We start from the raw sequence: 19,924 nt of genomic DNA on the forward strand, positions 1-19,924 counted from the left end.
CTCGGAGACGAGTCGAGGGTTTCGGCGAACGAGCGGCGGTGTGCAGGACGATGAAGGTGGTCTGTCTGGCCGGCCCGAGCGATTCGGGAAAGACCACGCTCGTCGAGCGACTGGTCCCACTCCTGCAGGAGGCTGGCGACCGGGTGGCGTCCGTCAAGTCGATCCATCACGACATCGAGATCGACACGCCGGGTGCGGACACCCATCGCCACCGGACAGCGGGCGCGGAGACTGTCGTCGGGATTACACCAGCGCTGACCTTCGACATCAGCACGCGGGGAAAACGGAATCCGCCCGAGGTGTCCGACGATGCGGCCGATTCGGGCCCGTTCGCAAACGCCGGGGATGGTTGCGAAGAGCTGGACGACACCGAGCGGACGGAATTGCAGGCCCTCGAACACACCCTCACTCGCCTCGAGCGTCGGGGCTACGACGTCGTCCTCGTCGAGGGGTTCTCGGCGGCACCACTGCCGACGATCGTCGTCGGCGAGCCCGGGTCGGCGTCGATCGGTGGGGACGTCGTCGGGACCGGCGACGAGGATCTCGACTCACTCTGTGAGACGATCAGGGGACTCGAGGAGGAATCGTTCCTCGACGATGGGTCCCGACCGAACTCGTCGTCGAAGGGGTGACCCCGGACTTCGGAAGCGGTCCGACGGCCGAAGCCGCTAGTCGTCCAGGTCGGAGTCAGTTCCCGGTTCCGACCCTGTTTGTCGCGATTCAGACGGGAACCGGGCCACCGACTCGAGCACCGCACCCGGCGCGGGACAGCCACAGGGGCTGGCGACGTGCTCGAGCGGGCCGCTCGACGTCACCGCCTCGATCGGGGTGCCACAGCGGGGACACGGCGTGACGCCGGGGCCGTACTCTGGCAGTTCGAACGGGTCGTCGGCCCAGAAGCAACCCCTTCTGGTCTCGGGGGCGTCGTCGCTCATCGGCCACACCTTCGGCGTTCGGCAGGTGGACGGGGCGCTCGCGTGGCTGTCGTGGTAGTCGATGGTCGATACGCTGGTCGTGCGAGACGTTTATATCTCGCGGGAAGGAACTGGAACATGGCTTGCATAGCTGCTCGTTATGGAAGCCAGGCCTCGGGTGCTCCACCACCCGGGACGTTTCACCGCACGCCCCCGCGTCTCACTGGAGGTGGCTTCCACTTCACTCGTTCTACCCTGATAGAGTTGAATGTATTGAACAATTGCTAATGGAAACGAGAACGCACACTCAGCGAAACCAGCTTTGACGTTCGGCGATGGCCCGTGACTATCGGGCGTCTCGAGATGAGCGACGGCACGCCTGAAGTCGCCCGCGAGCACGGTGTGGCCGTCCTCGAACAGCCCGGAACCGGCATCGCACCATCGAAGATGGGAGTCCGTGCTCGGTGGGCAACGGGTTCGTCGATCCTCGGGAACGCAGCCGAAGGCGTGGACATCTCGATCGAGGTCTGTGACCGCGGGCCAGAGTCCCACAACACTTTTCTCGAGTACGTTCCCTGAGTGAGTCGTGCCTGTTGCGTTCACGTCGCTGCACGCGGCGACACTGGTCTCTGTCGGGCTCTTGAACCTCGGGCTCGCCGTCCTGATTCTCAGGACGCGATCGGACCAGGACGTCCTGCCCCTCGGCGCATTCCTCACCGGGATCTCGCTGTGGACGATCCCACAGGGATTCCTGCTCGTCGAAACCGACCCGTCCGTCGGACTCGCGCTGTCGGTCGTGATCAACTCCGGGGCCGTGATCATGGCGACGGGACTTTTCCACTTCGCGCTCGCGTACACGGGCCGCACCGAGTGGCTCAGACCGGGTCGACTCGGCCTGATCTACCTCGGCACGTGTGCCTGGCTGCTCGTGATCTGGACCGACCCGATCCACAGCTGGATGCACCAGCCGATGGAGTACACGGAGGTGTTGCTTCCGGTCGTCGAGTACCAGAAGACCGGCTACTGGCTCTACGTCTTCTGGAACTGGTCGCTCTCTGCCGGTGGGATCTTTCTGTTCTTCCTCGAGTACGTCGACGCCCGCGGCAGCGGCGTCTACCACAGGCAGTCCCGTCTGGTCGTGCTTGCACCCCTGATCCCGGGCGCGGCGAACGTCCTCGCCTTCTTCGAGATGACCGCCGTTAACTACTCGGTCTGGGGATTCGGCGCGACGGGAGCCCTCATCGCTATCGCCCTCTACCGGTACCGCTGGCTCGAGCTCGTCCCGATCGCCCGCGACCGAGTTATCGACGAGATGCGCGATGGCTACCTCGTGATCGACGAGGGCCGGCGCGTCGTCGACTACAATGCTGCGGCCCGTTCGATCGTCGACCAAGACGTCGCCGTCGGAGACCCGATACGGACCGTTCTCCCGGAGGCTGGGCCACTGCTCGACGGCAAGCGGACCGAACTGACGATCACCCGTGGCGCGACGGTCGTCGACGCGACCGTCTCGAGCGTCGGCGACGAGCGTGCCGAAGGTGCGGTGTTGATGCTCAGAGACGTCACCGAACAGCGCCGGGCCGAACGACGGTTTCAGGCGCTCATCGAGAACGTTACCGACGTCGTCGTGGTGGTGACCGCCGACGGTGAGATTACCTACGCGAGTCCATCGGTCAGATCCGTCCTCGGCTATCGGCCCGCCGACGTCGTCGGGAAATCTGTGTTCGAGTTCGTCCACGACGACGACCGCCAGCGTGCCATCGACGCCTTCGACGAACTGCGAACGGGCCCCGCCGAGGAGACGCGGTTCGAGTACCGTGGTCGACATCGCGATGGCTCCTGGGTTGGCCTCGAGGGCGGTTCAGTCGACCTGCTCGACAACGAGCTCGTCGACGGCGTCGTCATCAGTATCCGTGACGTCACCGAGCGAAACGAACGCGAGCGCGAACTCGAGCGGACGAACCAGCGGTTAGACGAGTTCGTCGGCGTCATCAGCCACGACCTGCAGAACCCGCTCGGACTGGCGAAAAACTACACCAGACTGGCCAGCCAGTCCGGGAGTCCCGAGGACGTCAGGATGGTAGCGGACGTCCTCGATCGGATGGAACGAATGATCCAGCGATTCCTGACGATGGCCCGGGCGGGGACGACGATCACCGAAACCGAACCGGTCGAGTTCGCTACCGTGGCGAGAGACTCGTGGGATGCGACGGCGACCGAAGGATCGACCCTCGAGTGTGAGCTACCGGCCGACTGGACGGTCGACGGTGACTACTACCGGTTGCGACACGTCTTCGAGAACCTCTTTCGCAACGCCATCGTCCACAACGATCGACCCGTAACCGTGCGGGTCGGAGCGCTCGGTCTCGATGATAGCGCAGTCCAGTACCTGGACGAGTTCGCCGATGGAGGGGATCGGAAGGCGGCTGGAGACCCGGCTGGCGTCTTCGTCGAGGACGACGGCGCGGGGATTCCGGAGTCGATCCGCCCGTTCGTGTTCGAGCGGGGCCACACCACGAGTGACGACGGGGCCGGATTCGGGCTCGCCATCGTTCGCGACGTCGTGGAAGCGCACGGGTGGCGCGTTACGGTCGAGGACGGACGCGACGGCGGTGCACGGTTCGAAATCGTAACGACGTAATCGACTGGGCTGTGGGCAGGATCGGTAACTGGACTGATTGGAGTGGTTTGCGGGCCAGCCTCGAGTCGGAAGACAGTCGTCGAAAGAGATAGGTCCCCCTCCCCCAAACTTCTGGGGGTGACTCCGGACAGTCGTAACGCGACGTCGTCGGATTGCCCGCAGTCGTCGCGGGTGAGAAGATGACGGTTTCCGGCCCCCTCGACGTGTTATTGCTCGAGGACAATCCCGACGAGGCGGCGCTCGTCGAACGGGTCGTTCGCGGGGGCGGATCGATCGACTCCCGTGGGCAGGACCCGACCGTCGATGTCGGTGAGTGGTACCACGCCACGTCACTCGCAGCGGCACTCGATCTCCTGAGTCGGACGTCCGTCGACGTCGTGCTCTCTGATCTCATGGTTCCCGATAGCCGGGGCGTCGATACGATCTCCGCGCTGGTCGGTCACGCACCGACCGTGCCGATCATCGCGTTGACGTCCCACGACGAGACCGTCGCCGGCACACAGACCATCGAGGCTGGTGCCCAGGACTACATTGCCAAGGGACAGATCGACGGCGAACTGGTCGGCCGGGCAATCCGGTATGCGATTCAGCGTAAACGTCACGAACTCGAAGTGGTCGAGGCGAACCGGCGACTCGCGCTGCTCAACCGGATCATCGGACACGACATCCAGCGCGAGATGAGCGTCGCAGTCGGCTGGGCCGGTGAACTGGCAACACAGGTCGACGAGGACACCGAGGCGCTCGAGTCCCTGAACGACGCCCTCGCCAACGTCGTCGGATTCACCGACGCGGCCGCGGACGTGGTGACCGTCGTCGAACAGGAAGCCGGGGACGCCCTCGAGACCCGGTCGATCGACGCCATCGTCGAGGCAGAAGTCGACTGGTTCGCACGCGAACATCCGACAGTCGAATTCACCGTCGACGGGACGAACGGCGAGGCGACGGTGCTCGCCACGCCGATGCTGGGATCGGTGTTCGAGCACCTCTTCGCAGAGGCGATCCGCCACCACGACCGCGACCGTGACAGGGACCGTGACCGCCCTCGGCCACACGTCGCCATCACGGACGACGGCGATCACGTCAGCGTGACGCTCGAGGGAGCGGGCGTCACACTCTCAGACGGCCAGGAGGCGTTCCTGAACGCCCACGAGACGCCGACGGAGTCAGCTCGTCGAATGCGAACCGGGCTGTATCTCGCCACGACCGTGGTCGAACACCTCGGTGGGACGATTTCGGTGACACCGGGCCCGCGGATCACGGTAACGCTCGAGCGCCCACCCGAATCGGACAGTTGATCTGCGAGTCGGTGACACTGTCAACCGACCGTGACGTATATCGACCCCCGCCCGAATGGACGGGTGATGAACGACGAGGACGGCAGTCAGGACGACGCGCTGTCCGCCACGCTGTCGGTGGTCTCGAGAAAGTGGACGCCCCAGCTAGTTGTGGCGCTGGCCGCCGAGGGACCGCTCGGCTTTTCGGAACTGCAGTCGGCCATCCCCGGTGTCTCGTCGAAAGTCCTCACGCAGCGTCTCGAGACGCTTGGAGCGGCCGGCGTCGTCGATCGAACGGTCGTCAGCGAATCGCCGCTACGCGTCGAGTATACCCTCACCGAGGCGGGACGGGAACTCGAGGCCGTCTTCGACAGCCTCGAGTCGTGGGGTGAGCGCTATCTCGTGACCGACGTCCCGGAGATCGTCGTCGCCGACGAAGATCGCCGACTCACGGGACTCTTCCAGCGATGGTTCGAACCGACGTCCGTCGTTCACCGCGCACACGATCGCGCTGAACTGCTCGAGGCGCTCGACGAGGAAACGACGGTCGTCGTCTACGACGCCCACCTCCCCGGATCGGAACACGTCGACGTTCCCGCACTCGTCGGGAGCGTCACCGAGGTGTGTCGGCTCGTCGCGTTGCACACTGGCCGGATCGATCTCGGATTGCTCGAGCACGATTTCGACGCGGTAGTGCGAAAACCGGCCACGAAGGATACCGTCGACGAGGTCATCGGGAGACAGATCGAACGATACGGTGAGCCACCGGGCGATCGTGAGTACCACGCGCTCTGTGAGAAACGCGAGGCACTCTCGTCGAACGTCTCGGCGGCCGTACTGGCCGAGAGCGAGCGGTACGAGAAACTGTGTGAACGGGTCGAGGGACTCGCCGACGACCGTGAGTCCGGCGGAAACGAGTCGTAAGTTGCCGGTGCATCGCCTGGTTGTCCCGCCGATACCGCCACCTCCCCGCACTTACCTCGAGGTAACCGTACCCGTACCCCGGGGTAAGCGCCAAGTTATAGATCAGTACTGGAGACTGTCTGTATGATTCATGGGTGTCTGGGTAAACGAATCAGGGGTTGCAGACCGCAGGTGTTCGCCGTCTTATTTTCCATACTGATGGTGACCTCTATCGTCGCTCCGGTAGGTGCCGCGAGTGCGTCAAACGTCGCTGCGGACGATAGTGGTGGAACGTTCGACGCGTTTACCGACGATGGGGATACCGTCGCCGGGGACGACACCACGGAAGCGACCACAGCATCGACCCACTCGAGCAACGAATCGACCGACGAGAACGAGATGGAGGAGGATTCGAGCACTCTCGACACACCCGAGTCCACTACTGCAGACTCGGACGAGGACTCTCTGGAGAAACAGCGTACCCAGGACGAGTCTGACGAGATCGTTGGCACGCAACTCTCGAGTTCGGCCGAACCAATCACCGAGTGCAGGATACTCGACGAACCTGGCGAGTACGAATTGCAGAATGATCTCAACAGTTCGTCGACCTGCCTTCAAGTCGAGGCTGACGGCGTCACTATCGACGGCAACGGCCACACGATTACCGGCGACGGCTCGAGTGACAGTTACGGGATCGAGGTCGGGGTCGTCGACCACCCGTACTCGACGGATATCGAGCCCTGGAACGTCCACGTCCGCGACGTCACGCTCGAGGGCTGGGACAACGGGCTCACCGCGAGGAGTGTCGAACGCCTCACCGTAGAGGGGGTTACCGCCGAGAACAGTGCCAGCGACGGCATTCGAGTACGGGGCGGCGTTGGTGTCGAAATCAGTGAGGTGAAGGTGACCAACAACGGTGGAGACGGCGTCTCTTTCGGGGACGTCCACGACAGTACGGTCGAGTACGTGACGGCGTCGATGAACGACGATTCGGGTATCTCCTTCTTCATGCCGCCGGGCGACAACCCCGGGTACAACACGAACGTCACCGTCGCGCACAACGTCGTCACCGACAACGGCCAGGACTTCAACGGCGACGGCATTCGCGTGACCGGCGACGAGATAGTCGTCGTGAACAACACGGCGACTGGGAACGACGGCAATGGGATTGTCGACGAGCGTTCGTCGGTGGACAATACGTACACGCACAACACCGTCTTAGACAACTACGGCCACGGCATCCTGGTCGATTATACGACCGAGGGAACCGTCGTCGAGTACACGAACGCGACCGAGAATACGGGCTCAGGAATCAAAGTCGACCCATACGCAAAAGATGTCACGGTCGCCCACAACCACCTCGAAAGGAACAACCACGGCGTCTACGTCGCCAGCGGCACCGACAACTGGATCGAAAACAACACCGCCGTCGCGAGCAGCGCAACCGGCTTCCGAGCGGAAAACGGGGCGTCCAACACCACCTTCATCGACAATCGAGCGATCGACAACGAACAGCAAGGCATCCTCATCGAGGGATCGAGTAACGACGCCAAACTGATCGACAACACGATTCGCGGAAGCGGCGACCGCGGCGTCGACGTTCGCGGATCCGACGGCGTCACGCTTTCGGGCGACACGATTCTCGACAGCGGCACTTGGGACGTCAGGGCAGGCGATTACCTCGACAGCAGTACGACCGGCGCCGAGATCGAGAACCTCATCGCGAGTGACGTCACGATTGGCAGCATGGATGGCGGCGAGATGACCCTCGACTTCGTCGCGACCGACGTCGCGTTCGGTTCGGTCGTGCCGCCGAGCGCCCCCGAGGATCTGACCGCCGTTGGAAGGGTGCTCGACGTCGAGTCGCACCCGACGGACGGGTCGCTCGAGATCACCTTCCACTACGAAGCGGACGACGTCGACGATCCGGACACGCTCGGCATCTGGTCCCACGACGGCGCCGAGTGGAGCGAGATCGGTGGGGAGATCGATACGGACGCGCGGACGGCGACGGCGACGACGACCGAGGACGGAAAAATCGGACTCTTCGGTGAGCGAGACGCCGAGGCACCCGAGACTGGGACGCTCGAGGGCATCGTCACTGGCGACAGTTCGCCGATCGAAGGAGCGACCGTCACCGTGACCGACGACGCTGGCGTCACCGAGACGGTCGAGACCGACGGGACCGGAAGCTACGAACTCACCGTTCCCGTTGGGACGTACGAGCTTACGGTGAGCGCCGACGGCTACGTCGACGCTCAAGTGACCGACCTCGTTGTGGTTGAAGACGGAGCCACAGAAAACGTCGAACTGGTGGAACAGGCGACCGATACAGGAATCATCACCGGTCAGGTGACGACGGAGGACGGAAACCCCGTGGAGTGGGCCTACGTTCAAGAACCGACCACCCCGGTAGTAGATACCACCGACAGCGCGGGGTTCTACGAGCTGGAACTCTCGCCTGGAACATACGTGATCGACGTATTCACTGAGGACGTAGAGCCGCTCACCGGGTCGGCCGAGGGTGTCGTGGTGACCGAGAGTGAAGTAACGACCCAGGACATCGTCGTCTCACCTGCGTCACCCGACCCGGACGACCCCGAACTCGAAGTCAGTGAGGCAAGCGCAACGCCGACCGAACTCGAAACCGGAGAGAACGTGACGATCACTGCGTCGGTCGAGAACGTCGGCGACGAGGATGGTGAACTGATCGTGCCCCTCGAAGTCGACGGCGAGGTCATCGACACCGAGACCGTCGAACTCGACGTCGGAAATACAACTCCCGTCGCGTTCACGCACGCGTTCGATACGCGCGGCGAGTACGAGGTGTCCGTCGGTGGCGTCGACGCCGGAACGGTCACCGTTAACGCGGGTCCCAACCTCGTCGTCTACGGCGCGAACGTCGACGAAGCGGCAGTCGAACTCGGTGAAGAGGACGTCGTCGTCTCGGCCAGCCTGATAAACACCGGCGGCGTGGAGGGGACGGAGTTGGTCGAACTGCGCGTCCGCGAGTCGGGGACGGACGCGGGTCTTCGAACTGTCGAGAGCGAGTCGTTCAATGTCACGCCCGGTGAGATCCACTCTCTCGAACTATCCTGGGACCCAGACGCGGACGAAGAATTCGCCCTCGATGACGACGACCTCAGTGCCGAATTCGACCTCTACCTCGGTGACCTGTTCGTGGACACGGTTTCCGTCGAGGATCGCGAGTCGGACATTCAGGTGATCGCGGCGTTGGCGTCGACCGACGAAGTCGTTGCGGGCGAGGAGATGTACGCGACCGGCAGCATCTACCAGGCAGGGACTGTCGACGACAGCCAAGAGATCGATCTCACCGCGGTCGACACCGAGAACGAAAGCAACGTGACCCTTGCGACCAGCGAACACTCGCTCGAGCCGGGCTGGTACCACCTGGGTGCGATCAACGAGACCTTCGCGTTCGAGGACCCCGGAACCTACGAGATCTTCGTCGGCGACCGTCCCGCGGGGACGGTCGAGGTGATCGAGGCCTACTCTGACATCCAGGTGATCGCGGCGTCGGCGTCGACCGACGAGATCGTCGCGGGTGAGGAGGAGTTCTACGCGACCGGGAGTATCTACCAGAACGGGACGATAGAGGGGTCGGAGACGATCAATCTGACCGCCGAGCACGTCGAGAGCGGGAATACGACGACGGTCGGGACCCAGGACGACGTGAACCTGAAACCGGGGTTCTACCACCTGGGCGCGCTGAACGTTTCGGGAACGATCGAGGAGCCGGGGACGCACAACCTGACGCTGGGCGATCGCAGTATCGGCACCATCGAGGTGATCGAGGCGTACTCGGAGATCCAGGTGATCGCGGCGTCGGCGTCGACCGACGAGATCGTCGCGGGTGAGGAGGAGTTCTACGCGACCGGGAGCATCTACCAGAACGGCACGGTCGAGGGCTCGGAGACGATCGAGTTGACCGCCGAGCACGTCGAGACCGGAAATACGACGACGGTCGGCACCCAGAAAGACGTCGAGCTTGCGCCGGGGTTCTACCACCTGGGCGCGTTGAACGTTTCGGGAACGATCGAGGAGCCGGGGACGCACAACCTGACGCTGGGCGATCGCAGTATCGGCACCATCGAGGTGATCGAATCCTACTCTGATATCCAGGTGATCGCAGCGTCGGCATCGACCGACGAGATCGTCGCGGGTGAGGAGGAGTTCTACGCGACCGGGAGCATCTACCAGAACGGGACGATAGAGGGGTCGGAGACGATCAATCTGACCGCCGAGCACGTCGAGAGCGGGAATACGACGACGGCCGGGACCCAGGACGACGTGAACCTGAAACCGGGCTTCTACCACCTGGGTGCGCTGAACGTCTCGGGGACGATCGAGAAACCGGGAACGCACAACCTGACGCTGGGCGATCGCAGTATCGGCACCATCGAGGTGACCGAAGCCTACTCTGACATCCAGGTGATCGCGGCGTCGGCAGATGCGATGAACGTCTCCGTCGACGAGGAGTTCCACGTCGTGGGGAGCATCTACCAGAACGGGACGATCGATGGATCCGAGCGCATCGCGCTGAACGCGACGCTCGTCGAAGACGAAGAGGGTAATTCCGTGGACGATAGCGAACCGTTCGAACTCGGCGCTCAGGATAACGTGGAGCTCGAACCAGGCTATTACCACCTGGGAGCGCTGAACGTCTCGGGGACGTTCGACAGTGATAAGGCCGATCCGGGAACGTACGACCTTACCCTGGGCGATCGAAATGCGGGGACGATCTCCGTTGAACAGTCTCCTTCCGACATCCAGGTGATCGCCGCCTCGCTCTCGGAGATCGAGGTGCTCGAAGACGAGCAACTGAACGTGACAGGCAGCGTCTATCAGAACGGGACGAAGGACGTCGAACAGACGATCGAGCTCACGGCGATCGAGCAGACGGATCCCGACGAGGAGGAACTCCCGCTGGGGAACCAGACGATATCGCTCGAGGCCGGCCACTACCACCTCGGCGCGATCGAGATCGACTTCGCGATCGACGAGCCGGGAACGTACGACCTCTATCTGGACGACCACTCCGCGGGCGAACTCGAGGTGATCGAACGGTACTCCGACATCGAAGTGATCGCAGCGTCTGCGGACGCCGACGAGGTGGTGGCCGGCGAAGAGTCGTTCTACACCGTCGGGAGCATCTACCAGAACGGGACGATCGACGGGCCGGAGGACGTCGCGTTGAACGCGACGCCGCTTGACGACGGTGGCAACCTCATCGAGGGTGAGACGTTCGAACTCGCCAGTCAGGAGGACGTGACGCTGGAACCGGGCTTCTACCACCTCGGTGCCGTGAACATATCCGCCTCGTTCGACGCCAACCAGACTGGGACGTACCGCCTCGACCTGGGTGAGCGCTACGCCGGAACTGTGGAGGTTCTCCCCGCAGCGTCGGACATCGAAGTGATCGCGGCGTCGGCGTCGACCGACGAGATCGTCGCTGGTGAAGAGCTGTACGCGGTCGGGAGCATCTACCAGAACGGGACGATCGCGGAACCCGAGACGTTCGAGCTGACGGCCGAGCACGTCGACACCGGAGAGACAATTACGCTCGGCGAGCAGGCGGACGTCGAGCTCGACCCGGGCTTTTACCACCTGGGTGCACTGAACATCTCCGGGACGATCGACGAGCCGGGAACGTACGATCTAGTGTTAGGCGACCGTCTCACCGGAACCGTGGAGGTTCTCCCCGCAGAGTCGGACATCGAGGTGATCGCGGCGTCTGTGTCGGCCGACGAGGTTGCCGTCGGGGAGTCGTTCTACTCCGTCGGGAGCATCTACCAGAACGGGACGGTCGACGACCCCGAAGACGTCGCCCTGACGGCGACAGCGCTGGACGGAGACGGTGTCCCCATCGAGGGTAAGACGGTCGAACTCGGCGTTCAGGAGGGTATCGAGCTCACACCGGGCTTCTACCATCTGGGTGCGCTGAACATCTCCGCCTCGTTCGACGCCGAGCAGACTGGGACGTACCGCCTCGACCTCGGCGACCGGAGTGCGGGCACGATCGAGGTCCGCGAACCGGTCGTCGAACCGTCGATCGTAGACGTCGACGGCCACTTCTCGGCCATCGATCCAGACTTCGACGAACGCACCGCGACGTACGCGAACGACGACGTCACGGTCGAACTCGACGTCGAGTCGGACCTGCCGGTCGAGGACGTGTACGTTCACGTCTCCTCGCTCCAGACGAACTACCTGGTGGAGATCGAGGCCGAACCCGACGCTGATGGCACGCCAATCGTAGAGATTCCGATCGACGACGAACGGGTGATCCCCGACGACGGAGGGTACGACCTGTCGGTAATCGCTGTCGACGAACACGGGACCGTCGGGACGACACCCGAGACCGAACTCCTCGTGATCGACCGTGACGAGCCAACGATGTCGGTAAGCATCGAAGACGTCACGGCCGACGATGCCACGGTCGCCGTCGAGAGCGACGAGCCGCTCTCGTCGACGCCATCGGTCTCACTCGACGTCGAGGGGTTCTCGACGCAGTCATCGACGCCGCCGGTCGAACTCGAAGCGACCGACGCGACGAACACGACGTTCGAGGGGACGTTGCCATTCGACGGCTCCGGCGAGTACACTGTGTCGGTGACCGGCACCGACCGGGCGGGCAACGTGGTAACCGATTCGACTGCCGTGGTCCACCACGAGTTCACGCTAGACGACGGCGTGATCGAGATCGAGGAGCTCGACGTTCAGGTCGTCCTCGACGTTGTCGACGACGTCGACGAAGCCCTCCTCGAGAAAGACCTGGCGATGGCACTCGCCGAGAGCGCCACCAACGCCAACCTCGACGAGGGTGCCCGCGGTGTTGGATTCCTCCAGACCGAACTGCCCGGACTACTCGAGGTCCACCTCGAGAGTGCAGAGATCGCGATACCGATCGACGAAGACGACGATTTCCCGACCGGTTTCGAGGCATCGGACGTCGAGCTGCAACACTACGACTCACAGACCGACCAGTGGACGACGGTCGAAGACGCGTATCTCGACAACGAGCTCGGCGACGATCCGTACCTCGTCGGGACTGTCCCGCACTTCTCGACCTACGGGGCCGTGATCCCCGACGAAACGCCACCGGAGATCACGACCGTCTCGCCGACCGACGGCACGAAGTACGCTTCAGACACCGACGAGGTCCACGTCGCCTTCGAGTACACGGACGACCTCTCAGGTATCGACGTCTCGAGCGTCGAACTGGAGATCAACGGTGACCTCCAGACCGATCCGGACGTAACCGTTACCAACTCTACCGCTACCACCCACACCCACACTGTAACCGATGGTGAGTCGTACGAGGTAATGATATCCGTCGCCGACGAGGCTGGAAACGTGGCGAACGAGACGGTGACGTTCACGGTGGAAGAGGAGGACGATTCCGATGACTCGGACGACTCTGGCGGTTCGGGTAGTTCCGGCGGCTCGAGTGGGTCTGGTGGCACGGGCGACGCGTCACCGACTCCGACGCCGACCGATCCGGACGACGACGGCACCGACGAGAGCGACCCCGACGACGAGGGTGACCGCGATAGCGAGGCCGACGATGGTACCATCACTGACCCTTCCGAAGACGGTGATGACGCCGGCACCGACGCGTCCGGGGATGGTGCGTCTGACGACACGGACGAATCGCCCACCGAAGCGGACGACAGCCCCGACGACGTAACAGGGGACGACGACTCCATCCCCGGCTTCGGGATCGTGATTGCACTGCTGGTACTCGCTGTCTTGCTGTCGGTCAGTCTTCGGCGTCGGGCCTGACGGCCACGAGCCACACCACAGGCTTCTTCGTACGTTCAGCACGAGTTTGAGGGCCACACGGAAGGGGTGTCCTACCCATTATCAAACGAATAACTGACAATAGTAGCAGACCGTTTCCAGAGGGTGAAAGTCGGCTTAATCGGCGCTAATAGCTTTGGAAGTGCGATTATGGCCATCGTCGTGGTACCCTGTGGTACCGTTATGACTTCGATCGCTGACATCGAGATTCCAGCCGACGGAACCGGACTGGGCGAGCTCTTCGAGGCCGTCCCGGAACTGAACTGCGAGATGGAGCGGGTGATCGCCTCGAGCGGACACGGACTGTGGCTCTCGGGCGCTTCCCAGTCCGAGGTCGAAGCGGCGCTGGAGGAGGCGTCGGCAATCGGGGAGTACTCCCTGATCAGCAGCGACGAGGACCGCTGGCTCTACGACATCGAGTTCGATCCGAACACTGTGGACGTATTCGACCTCGTCCTCGAGCAGGACGGAACCGTCCTGTCGGCGTCGGCCTCGAGCGGAACGTGGCTGCTGAGCATCCGCGTCGTCGACCGTGAGAGCGTCAGTACGCTGTACGATCGGCTTGTCGAGCAGGACGTCTCGCCGACGATCGTTCGGCTGTACGACCTCGCAGAGGAGGCCCACTCCCAGTGTGGTCTGACCCCGCGACAGTACGAGACGCTGGTCGCGGCGATCGATCACGGCTACTTCGAGATCCCACGAGAGGTGTCGATGCAGGAGCTCTCCGAGGAGCTCGAGATCTCCCATCAGGCGCTCTCGGAGCGACTCCGACGGGCCTACCGCGCACTCGTCACGTCGGAGCTCAACGTGGCCGAAGACGAGACGACCGCGCCACCGATTCCGTCGAACTGATCGCCCACGAAACAACCGATTTCGAAGAAACCAGTCCGCACCCGGCCCGGCCCACGCTCTGGTACTCGTTTTCGAGGAGTCGACTTCGCAGGAGCCGTTCGATCAGCCGCCGCTGAGCTGGGACGGTGTGGGAAACGAACGACTTGCCAGTTTCCGATCGTTACCGGTACACACACAATCCCCTGTGCCGACGGTGAAGTCGTATGCACGTCGAGACCGACGACGGGGCGCTCCGGCTCACCTTCGATCGACCCGGCGTCCTGAACGCACTGAATCGCGAGACCGTCTCCGAGATGGCCGACGTCTTCGAGGACGCCTCGCCCGAAGAGTACCACGCGATCGTCCTCTCCGGCGAGGGCGATGCCTTCAGCGCTGGCGGCGACCTCGAGATGCTCTCTCAACCGCCCGGCTCACCGAAAGCGGCCTACCAGGAAGTGAGCAAGACCTTCGGGCGACTCGTCGAGGCGATGCTCGAGTGTCCGGTGCCGATCGTGGCGAAGGTCAACGGCGACGCGGTTGGTGCGGGACTGGCGGTCGTCGCACTCTCTGACATCGCCTACGCGGCCGAGGACGCGACCTTCTCATGTGCGTTCGTCCGGGTCGGGCTCATCCCCGACACCGGCGGGACGTTCATGCTACCCCACATCGTGGGGCTGCGGGCGGCCAAGAAGCTGGCGTTCACCGGCGAGTTCTTCGACGCCGAGCGTGCGGCCGACCTCGAGTTAGTCAACGAGGCCGTTCCCGCCGACGACCTCGACGAACGCGTTGCAGAGACGGTCGACAGGCTCTCGCGTCGCCCGACGGACGTGATCGGCATGATGAAACAGGCGATGCACGAGAACATGGCCCGTCACTACTCCGAGGCCCTCGACTACGAGAATCTCCTGCAGGTGCAAGCGCGGGCCTCCGACGCTCACGAGGAGGGCGTCGCAGCGTTCCTCGAGGGCAGACAACCGTCGTTCAACGAGTGAACGGCGGCCCCGTCTCGAGGCGTGAACTGCCGATTCTCCCGACCAGCGTTCTGATTCGAGGGACGCAAGCCTGCGCAAGCAACAGCACTGTCCGGTGGAGAGACGTGCATAGAGGTGCAATGTCCCCAGAATTTACTGACGACGACATCGGCAAGACAGTCGTCAACGCAGACGACGAGGAAGTTGGAATCGTCGCGAACGTCGAACACGGTACCGCGCACGTCGAACCGGATCCCGGAATCACGGACACGATCAAGGCCAAACTCGGCTGGGGTGGCACAGACGAAAGCGCCTATCCCCTGCAGGAGGAGTCGGTCGCTCGAGTGACCGACGACGCCGTTCACCTCGAGCGAAATCTTGGTAGCACCGAGACTCGAGCGGGCCGAACCGGCGAGCAGGAGACGATGGATCCGTCGGGTGATCGCACGGAGACGGGCATGGACACAGACGATCGGTCGACCGGCACGGAAGCCGGGATGGGAACGGAGGCAACCGGCAGTGCCGGGGCCGGAACGACCGATTCCCGGACAGACGTCGGTGACGACGACGACGACCTCATCGGCGATGACGATGAAGGACTGATCGGCGACGATGACGACCTCATCGGCGACGACGACGATACAACCAGAGACGATGAAGGACTGATGGGGGACGACGACGACGACCTCATCGGCGACGACGACGATGAAGGACTGATGGGGGACGACGACGACGACCTCATCGGCGACGACGACGATACTGTCGGGGAGACGCGGTAGAGTAGCTACTTACTCGTCGGAGCAGACGCCGATTCGGTAGTAGCGGGGGGCCGACGATCGCACGCGTTTTCGAGGTTTGCAGTCGCTCGGGTGACATCCTCAGGAGCCACGTCCCAGTACACACGAACCGACGACCGTGGTAGGTCAGCTATCGCTCGGCTCGCCGAAGGTCTCGCCCTCGCGTTCGTCGGCGCGCAGTCGGCGAATCGCAGCCCGGGCGTTTCCTGCCTCGTACCCGAAGAAGACGTCTTCGCCATACGCTGACGCAACTTCGGTCGCGTGGATGAGATTGTCGACGTCGACGTTCACCGCGTACAGTTCGATGCTAAACGGTGTCTCGAGTGCGCTCTCGAAACCCTTCGCGATCGTCTCGAGCCAGTAGGTGGTCCCGTAGGCGGTGTCGTACAGCGGGACGACGAACTCGTCGACGTACTCCTCGAGAGCCGCGAGGTCGAGGCCCGATCGTTCGTAGAGGTGGCCGGGGTAGGGATCGGGGTAGAGCGTCAGATAGACCGTTCCGGGGATTCGGTCTGCTGCCTCGGCGACGAAGTCGGTGATGACGCTCGCGCGCCAGGCCATCCGGTCGTCGTACTCGCTTGCTTCGAACGCCTGCTCGCAGACGCCACACCGGCAGTACTCGGGTCTCGGGAAGCCGACGTCGTCGAGCCGAACGTCCTCGTTGGCGTCGACACAGTCGTCGATGATCTCGAGGAGTCCCTCGCGGTAGTCGGTGCGAGAGGGGCAGATGTAGGCCCAGTCGAAGTACTTCCGGTCACGGGTGGCTGGTCGACCGAAGTCGTCCACCGGGACGAGCGACGGATCGGCGTCGGCGGCCGCGTTGTCGCCGAAACACGAGACCATGTTCACTCCGTCGGAGACTGGTTCCTCGGACCGTCCGGTGACGTCTTTGACCTCGTAGAAGCCTCGGTCGAACTCCGACCAGCCGATTTCGTCTGCGTTTCGCGTGACGACGCCGTACATACGAGAAGATACGGTTCCGCCGCCGTAAGCCGTTCGGAACGTCGCGCTCGAGCGTGATCGAGAGATGCGGAAAAAGGGGCGAGAGATCAGTCGATCGGGTCGTAATCGATCTCTGCGGAGCCGGTGCGGCTGCTGATGACGATCCAGAGGACCGCGATAACTACCAGGGCGATCAGAATTTTGACTGTCCGTGACATGTCCACAGCATCCTTCGTCAGACGACCACTTAGATATTCTGGATACGCGTTCTGGTCCCAAGGACAGTCACCGGCGACAGAATCGGCGGCGAGAACGGAGAGCGATTCGATCCGGACAGCGGACCGGGAGACTCCAGTCTCGAGCGAGCAGCGACGCTCAGGTCTCGATCAGGTCGGCGATTCCCTCGCGGACGATCGTCCCACAGAAGTCACAGCGAACGCCGTCCTCGAGCACCTCGAATCGCGAGTCGACGGGTTCGTCACCGGTCGTGATACAACCGGGGTTCGGACAGGAGAGGACGCCTTCGACCGTCTCCGGGGGCTCGACGCGGTGTTTCTCTTCCACCTCGAACTCGCGTACGATGTTGATCGTCGCATCTGGCGCGATCAGCGAGAGGACGTCGACTTCATCCTGACTCAACTCGCGCCCCTCGACCTTCACGATGTCCTTGCGCGCGAGCCGGTCAGAGGGGACGTTCATCCCGACGGAAACCTCCTCTCCCTCGCTGCCATCGATACCGACGATCGCAAGCACGTTCAGCGCCTGCCCACCGCGGACGTGGTCGATGACGGTTCCATCGCGGATCTTGCTGACCCGGAGTTCGTGGTCGTCTGGGGTGGACTCCTCACTCATCGTTCTCACCTCCCTCGAGCAGGAGATCGAGTATCGCCATCCTGACCGGGACGCCGTTGTGGGCCTGTTCGAAGTACGCGGCGTAGTCGGTATCGTCGATTTCGGGGGCAATCTCGTCGACCCGGGGTAGCGGGTGCATCACTGTCAGGTCGTCGCTCGCCGTCTCGAGGGTCTCCGTATCGATCCGGTACTCGCCGGCGACCTTCTGGTACTCGCTCTCGTCCGGGAACCGCTCACGCTGGATGCGGGTCACGTACAGCACGTCGAGCGATGGCAGCACCTCCGAGAGGCTGTCGTGTTCGCGAATCTGGCCGCCGCCGCCCTGCTGGTGAAGGTCGAAGACGACCTCGCGCGGGAGTTGCAGGCTTTCGGGGCTGATGAAGTGCTGGTGGGCGTCGAAGTTCGCGAGCGCGTAGGCGAGCGAGTGGACGGTTCGACCGTACTTCAGGTCACCCATGATCCCGATCGTCAGATCCTCGAGGCCGGCGTTCTGCCGGATCGTGTAGAGGTCGAGTAGCGTCTGGGTCGGGTGGTGACCGGCGCCGTCGCCGGCGTTCAGCAGCGGCACGTCGACGAACTCGCTGGCCATCGTCGCCGCACCCTGCCTGGGATGGCGCAAGACCAGCGCGTCGGCGTAGCCTTCGATAACCCGGACCGTGTCGGCGAGCGTCTCCCCCTTTTTTACGCTCGAGGACTCGACCGAGCCCATGTCGACGACGTCGCCCCCGAGGCGTTTCATCGCGGTCTCGAAGCTCATCTTCGTTCGGGTGCTGGGTTCGAAAAAGAGGAGTCCGAGGAGCCGGCCCGCGTGACGGTCGGCGACGGCCGCAGGGTCGGCGTCGATTTCGGCCGCGCGGTCGAGGACGGCCTCGACGTCGTCCCGCGAGAGTTGTTTGCTCGTGATGAGGTGATCGTGGCGCATTCGTTCGTCAACGGTCCGGCGTGCACCTTGAATCCCCCGTTCGATGCCGGAGGTCACGAGGAACCCGGTAGGCACCCAACGGGCAAAACCGCGGCGCTACGAGGGCGTTGCCGTCCGTCGGAACCATCGGCATCCGACACCTGCCCGCTTGCGCACACTCTGGATCGCCGTGGGCAATTTTGTAAGCTCCCCAACAGTATCTGGGGAACGGTCGGACCCCAGTTCCGGATGGTTATTTCCACGAAGACCAAAGAGTTATGCGGCCGCTTCAGTAAGAAGGCGACAGTGTATGGAGGAGCGGTTACAGACTGGCATCGAGGTGCTGGATCGGAAACTCGACGGTGGGTTGCCGCCGGGATACGTCGTCGCGTTTACCGCAGACCCGGCCAGCCAGTCCGAACTTCTCCTCTACGAACTCACCGCCGCCAGAGGGACGCTGTACGTCACCACCGAGCGAACGGACGAGGTGGTCCGGCGCGCGATCGACGTTTCGCCGTCGGCCGTCGGGAGCCCCACGGTGAGACACGTCAGCGGTGAGAACCCACTCGAGGAGACCGCCCGTCTCGTCGAGGCGCTGCCCGACGGTGCGAACCTGATCGTCGACACGCTCGACGTCCTCGAGGCGGCCGACGAGACCGAGTACGTCTCCTTTCTCAACGGACTCAAAACCCGGATGCTCGAGACCGGGAGCATCGCGGTCCTCCACTGCCTGAAAGGGACCAGCGAACCCGAAAACCGGACCCGAACACATCACGCAGCCGACGCCGTTTTCGACCTCAGAACGCAGGTCGCCGGCACTGACCTCGAGAACACGCTCGCGATCCCGAAGTTCAGAGACGGCGGGCAACCGACCGAGACGATCAAACTCGAGTTGACTGAAGAGGTCGCAATCGACACGAGTCGCGACATCGCCTGAAGCGGGCGACGAGGTCAGGGAGCGTTTCGAAACTGTACTCAGAGAGCGAGCGCTGTGGCTGGCGTGGAGACTCGAGGTTCGACGTCGTGCGGCGAGATACGAAACGAGATCGAGCGAAGAACGACCGGGCGTCGAGT

Annotated in this window: 14 protein-coding genes; 10 read left to right on the plus strand and 4 right to left on the minus strand. The window is 63.4% G+C overall.

Translation table 11 applies throughout. From position 1 onward, the window contains the following. Nucleotides 1-50: 50 nt before the first annotated feature. A complete protein-coding gene (locus B1756_RS17655) occupies nucleotides 51-632 on the plus strand; it encodes a molybdopterin-guanine dinucleotide biosynthesis protein B (protein ID WP_086889741.1) in 582 nt (193 codons plus the stop codon). Nucleotides 633-668: 36 nt separating this feature from the next. On the opposite strand, the gene B1756_RS17660 is transcribed toward B1756_RS17655, so the two are convergent. After that, on the minus strand, nucleotides 669-935 hold the full coding sequence (locus tag B1756_RS17660) for a hypothetical protein (RefSeq protein ID WP_086889742.1): 267 nt from the start codon (nucleotides 933-935) through the stop codon (nucleotides 669-671). A 342-nt stretch (nucleotides 936-1,277) separates the two neighbouring features. Here B1756_RS17660 and B1756_RS17665 point away from each other — a divergent pair, with 342 nt between their 5' ends. The 8 genes from B1756_RS17665 (at nucleotide 1,278) to B1756_RS17700 (ending at nucleotide 16,137) form a co-directional block, all read left to right on the plus strand. Next, nucleotides 1,278-1,493, plus strand: a complete 216-nt coding sequence (locus B1756_RS17665) for a hypothetical protein (protein WP_086889743.1) — start codon at nucleotides 1,278-1,280, stop codon at nucleotides 1,491-1,493. Between the two features lie 7 nt (nucleotides 1,494-1,500). Then, entirely contained in the window at nucleotides 1,501-3,555 is a 2,055-nt protein-coding gene (locus tag B1756_RS17670; RefSeq protein ID WP_086889744.1) for a sensor histidine kinase, read from the plus strand. A gap of 179 nt (nucleotides 3,556-3,734) precedes the next feature. Continuing rightward, nucleotides 3,735-4,850: a response regulator gene (locus tag B1756_RS17675; protein ID WP_086889745.1), complete on the plus strand. Its 1,116-nt coding sequence runs from the start codon at nucleotides 3,735-3,737 to the stop codon at nucleotides 4,848-4,850. 66 nt (nucleotides 4,851-4,916) lie between these two features. Then, nucleotides 4,917-5,753, plus strand: coding sequence for a winged helix-turn-helix transcriptional regulator (locus B1756_RS17680; protein WP_086889746.1), 837 nt, complete (start codon nucleotides 4,917-4,919; stop codon nucleotides 5,751-5,753). 198 nt (nucleotides 5,754-5,951) lie between these two features. Further along, nucleotides 5,952-13,538 carry a right-handed parallel beta-helix repeat-containing protein gene (locus tag B1756_RS17685; RefSeq protein ID WP_161493205.1) on the plus strand — a complete coding sequence of 2,529 codons (7,587 nt, stop codon included), beginning with the start codon at nucleotides 5,952-5,954 and terminating at the stop codon, nucleotides 13,536-13,538. 201 nt (nucleotides 13,539-13,739) lie between these two features. Beyond that, complete coding sequence (locus B1756_RS17690) at nucleotides 13,740-14,408, plus strand: helix-turn-helix domain-containing protein (protein WP_086890249.1); 669 nt, start codon at nucleotides 13,740-13,742, stop codon at nucleotides 14,406-14,408. Between the two features lie 203 nt (nucleotides 14,409-14,611). Further along, complete coding sequence (locus B1756_RS17695; protein ID WP_086889748.1) at nucleotides 14,612-15,379, plus strand: enoyl-CoA hydratase/isomerase family protein; 768 nt, start codon at nucleotides 14,612-14,614, stop codon at nucleotides 15,377-15,379. A 119-nt stretch (nucleotides 15,380-15,498) separates the two neighbouring features. Then, on the plus strand, nucleotides 15,499-16,137 hold the full coding sequence (locus B1756_RS17700) for a hypothetical protein (RefSeq protein WP_086889749.1): 639 nt from the start codon (nucleotides 15,499-15,501) through the stop codon (nucleotides 16,135-16,137). Nucleotides 16,138-16,281: 144 nt separating this feature from the next. Here the strand turns inward: B1756_RS17700 and B1756_RS17705 are convergent, their stop codons facing one another. The 3 genes from B1756_RS17705 to pyrB form a co-directional block, all read right to left on the minus strand. Next, a complete protein-coding gene (locus B1756_RS17705) occupies nucleotides 16,282-17,118 on the minus strand; it encodes a hypothetical protein (protein WP_086889750.1) in 837 nt (278 codons plus the stop codon). Between the two features lie 354 nt (nucleotides 17,119-17,472). Continuing rightward, a complete protein-coding gene (pyrI, locus tag B1756_RS17710) occupies nucleotides 17,473-17,949 on the minus strand; it encodes an aspartate carbamoyltransferase regulatory subunit (RefSeq protein WP_086889751.1) in 477 nt (158 codons plus the stop codon). Then, nucleotides 17,942-18,871, minus strand: coding sequence for an aspartate carbamoyltransferase (pyrB, locus tag B1756_RS17715; protein WP_086889752.1), 930 nt, complete (start codon nucleotides 18,869-18,871; stop codon nucleotides 17,942-17,944). Before pyrB ends, pyrI begins: the two co-directional genes overlap by 8 nt. Before the next feature lie 289 nt (nucleotides 18,872-19,160). Here pyrB and B1756_RS17720 point away from each other — a divergent pair, with 289 nt between their 5' ends. Further along, on the plus strand, nucleotides 19,161-19,787 hold the full coding sequence (locus B1756_RS17720) for an RAD55 family ATPase (RefSeq protein WP_086889753.1): 627 nt from the start codon (nucleotides 19,161-19,163) through the stop codon (nucleotides 19,785-19,787). The last annotated feature ends 137 nt before the right edge of the window (nucleotides 19,788-19,924 follow it).

Origin of the sequence: Natrarchaeobaculum aegyptiacum, assembly GCF_002156705.1 — an archaeon.
In the GTDB taxonomy this organism is placed as follows: domain Archaea; phylum Halobacteriota; class Halobacteria; order Halobacteriales; family Natrialbaceae; genus Natrarchaeobaculum; species Natrarchaeobaculum aegyptiacum.

Coding starts and splice junctions, on each gene's coding strand:
- pyrB (WP_086889752.1), bottom strand. CDS start 18,871: ATGCGCCACGATCACCTCATCACGAGCAAACAACTCTCGCGGGACGAC.
- B1756_RS17720 (WP_086889753.1), top strand. CDS start 19,161: ATGGAGGAGCGGTTACAGACTGGCATCGAGGTGCTGGATCGGAAACTC.
- B1756_RS17700 (WP_086889749.1), top strand. CDS start 15,499: ATGTCCCCAGAATTTACTGACGACGACATCGGCAAGACAGTCGTCAAC.
- B1756_RS17675 (WP_086889745.1), top strand. CDS start 3,735: ATGACGGTTTCCGGCCCCCTCGACGTGTTATTGCTCGAGGACAATCCC.
- B1756_RS17690 (WP_086890249.1), top strand. CDS start 13,740: ATGACTTCGATCGCTGACATCGAGATTCCAGCCGACGGAACCGGACTG.
- B1756_RS17655 (WP_086889741.1), top strand. CDS start 51: ATGAAGGTGGTCTGTCTGGCCGGCCCGAGCGATTCGGGAAAGACCACG.
- B1756_RS17660 (WP_086889742.1), bottom strand. CDS start 935: ATGAGCGACGACGCCCCCGAGACCAGAAGGGGTTGCTTCTGGGCCGAC.
- B1756_RS17665 (WP_086889743.1), top strand. CDS start 1,278: ATGAGCGACGGCACGCCTGAAGTCGCCCGCGAGCACGGTGTGGCCGTC.
- pyrI (WP_086889751.1), bottom strand. CDS start 17,949: ATGAGTGAGGAGTCCACCCCAGACGACCACGAACTCCGGGTCAGCAAG.
- B1756_RS17680 (WP_086889746.1), top strand. CDS start 4,917: ATGAACGACGAGGACGGCAGTCAGGACGACGCGCTGTCCGCCACGCTG.
- B1756_RS17685 (WP_161493205.1), top strand. CDS start 5,952: ATGGTGACCTCTATCGTCGCTCCGGTAGGTGCCGCGAGTGCGTCAAAC.
- B1756_RS17695 (WP_086889748.1), top strand. CDS start 14,612: ATGCACGTCGAGACCGACGACGGGGCGCTCCGGCTCACCTTCGATCGA.
- B1756_RS17705 (WP_086889750.1), bottom strand. CDS start 17,118: ATGTACGGCGTCGTCACGCGAAACGCAGACGAAATCGGCTGGTCGGAG.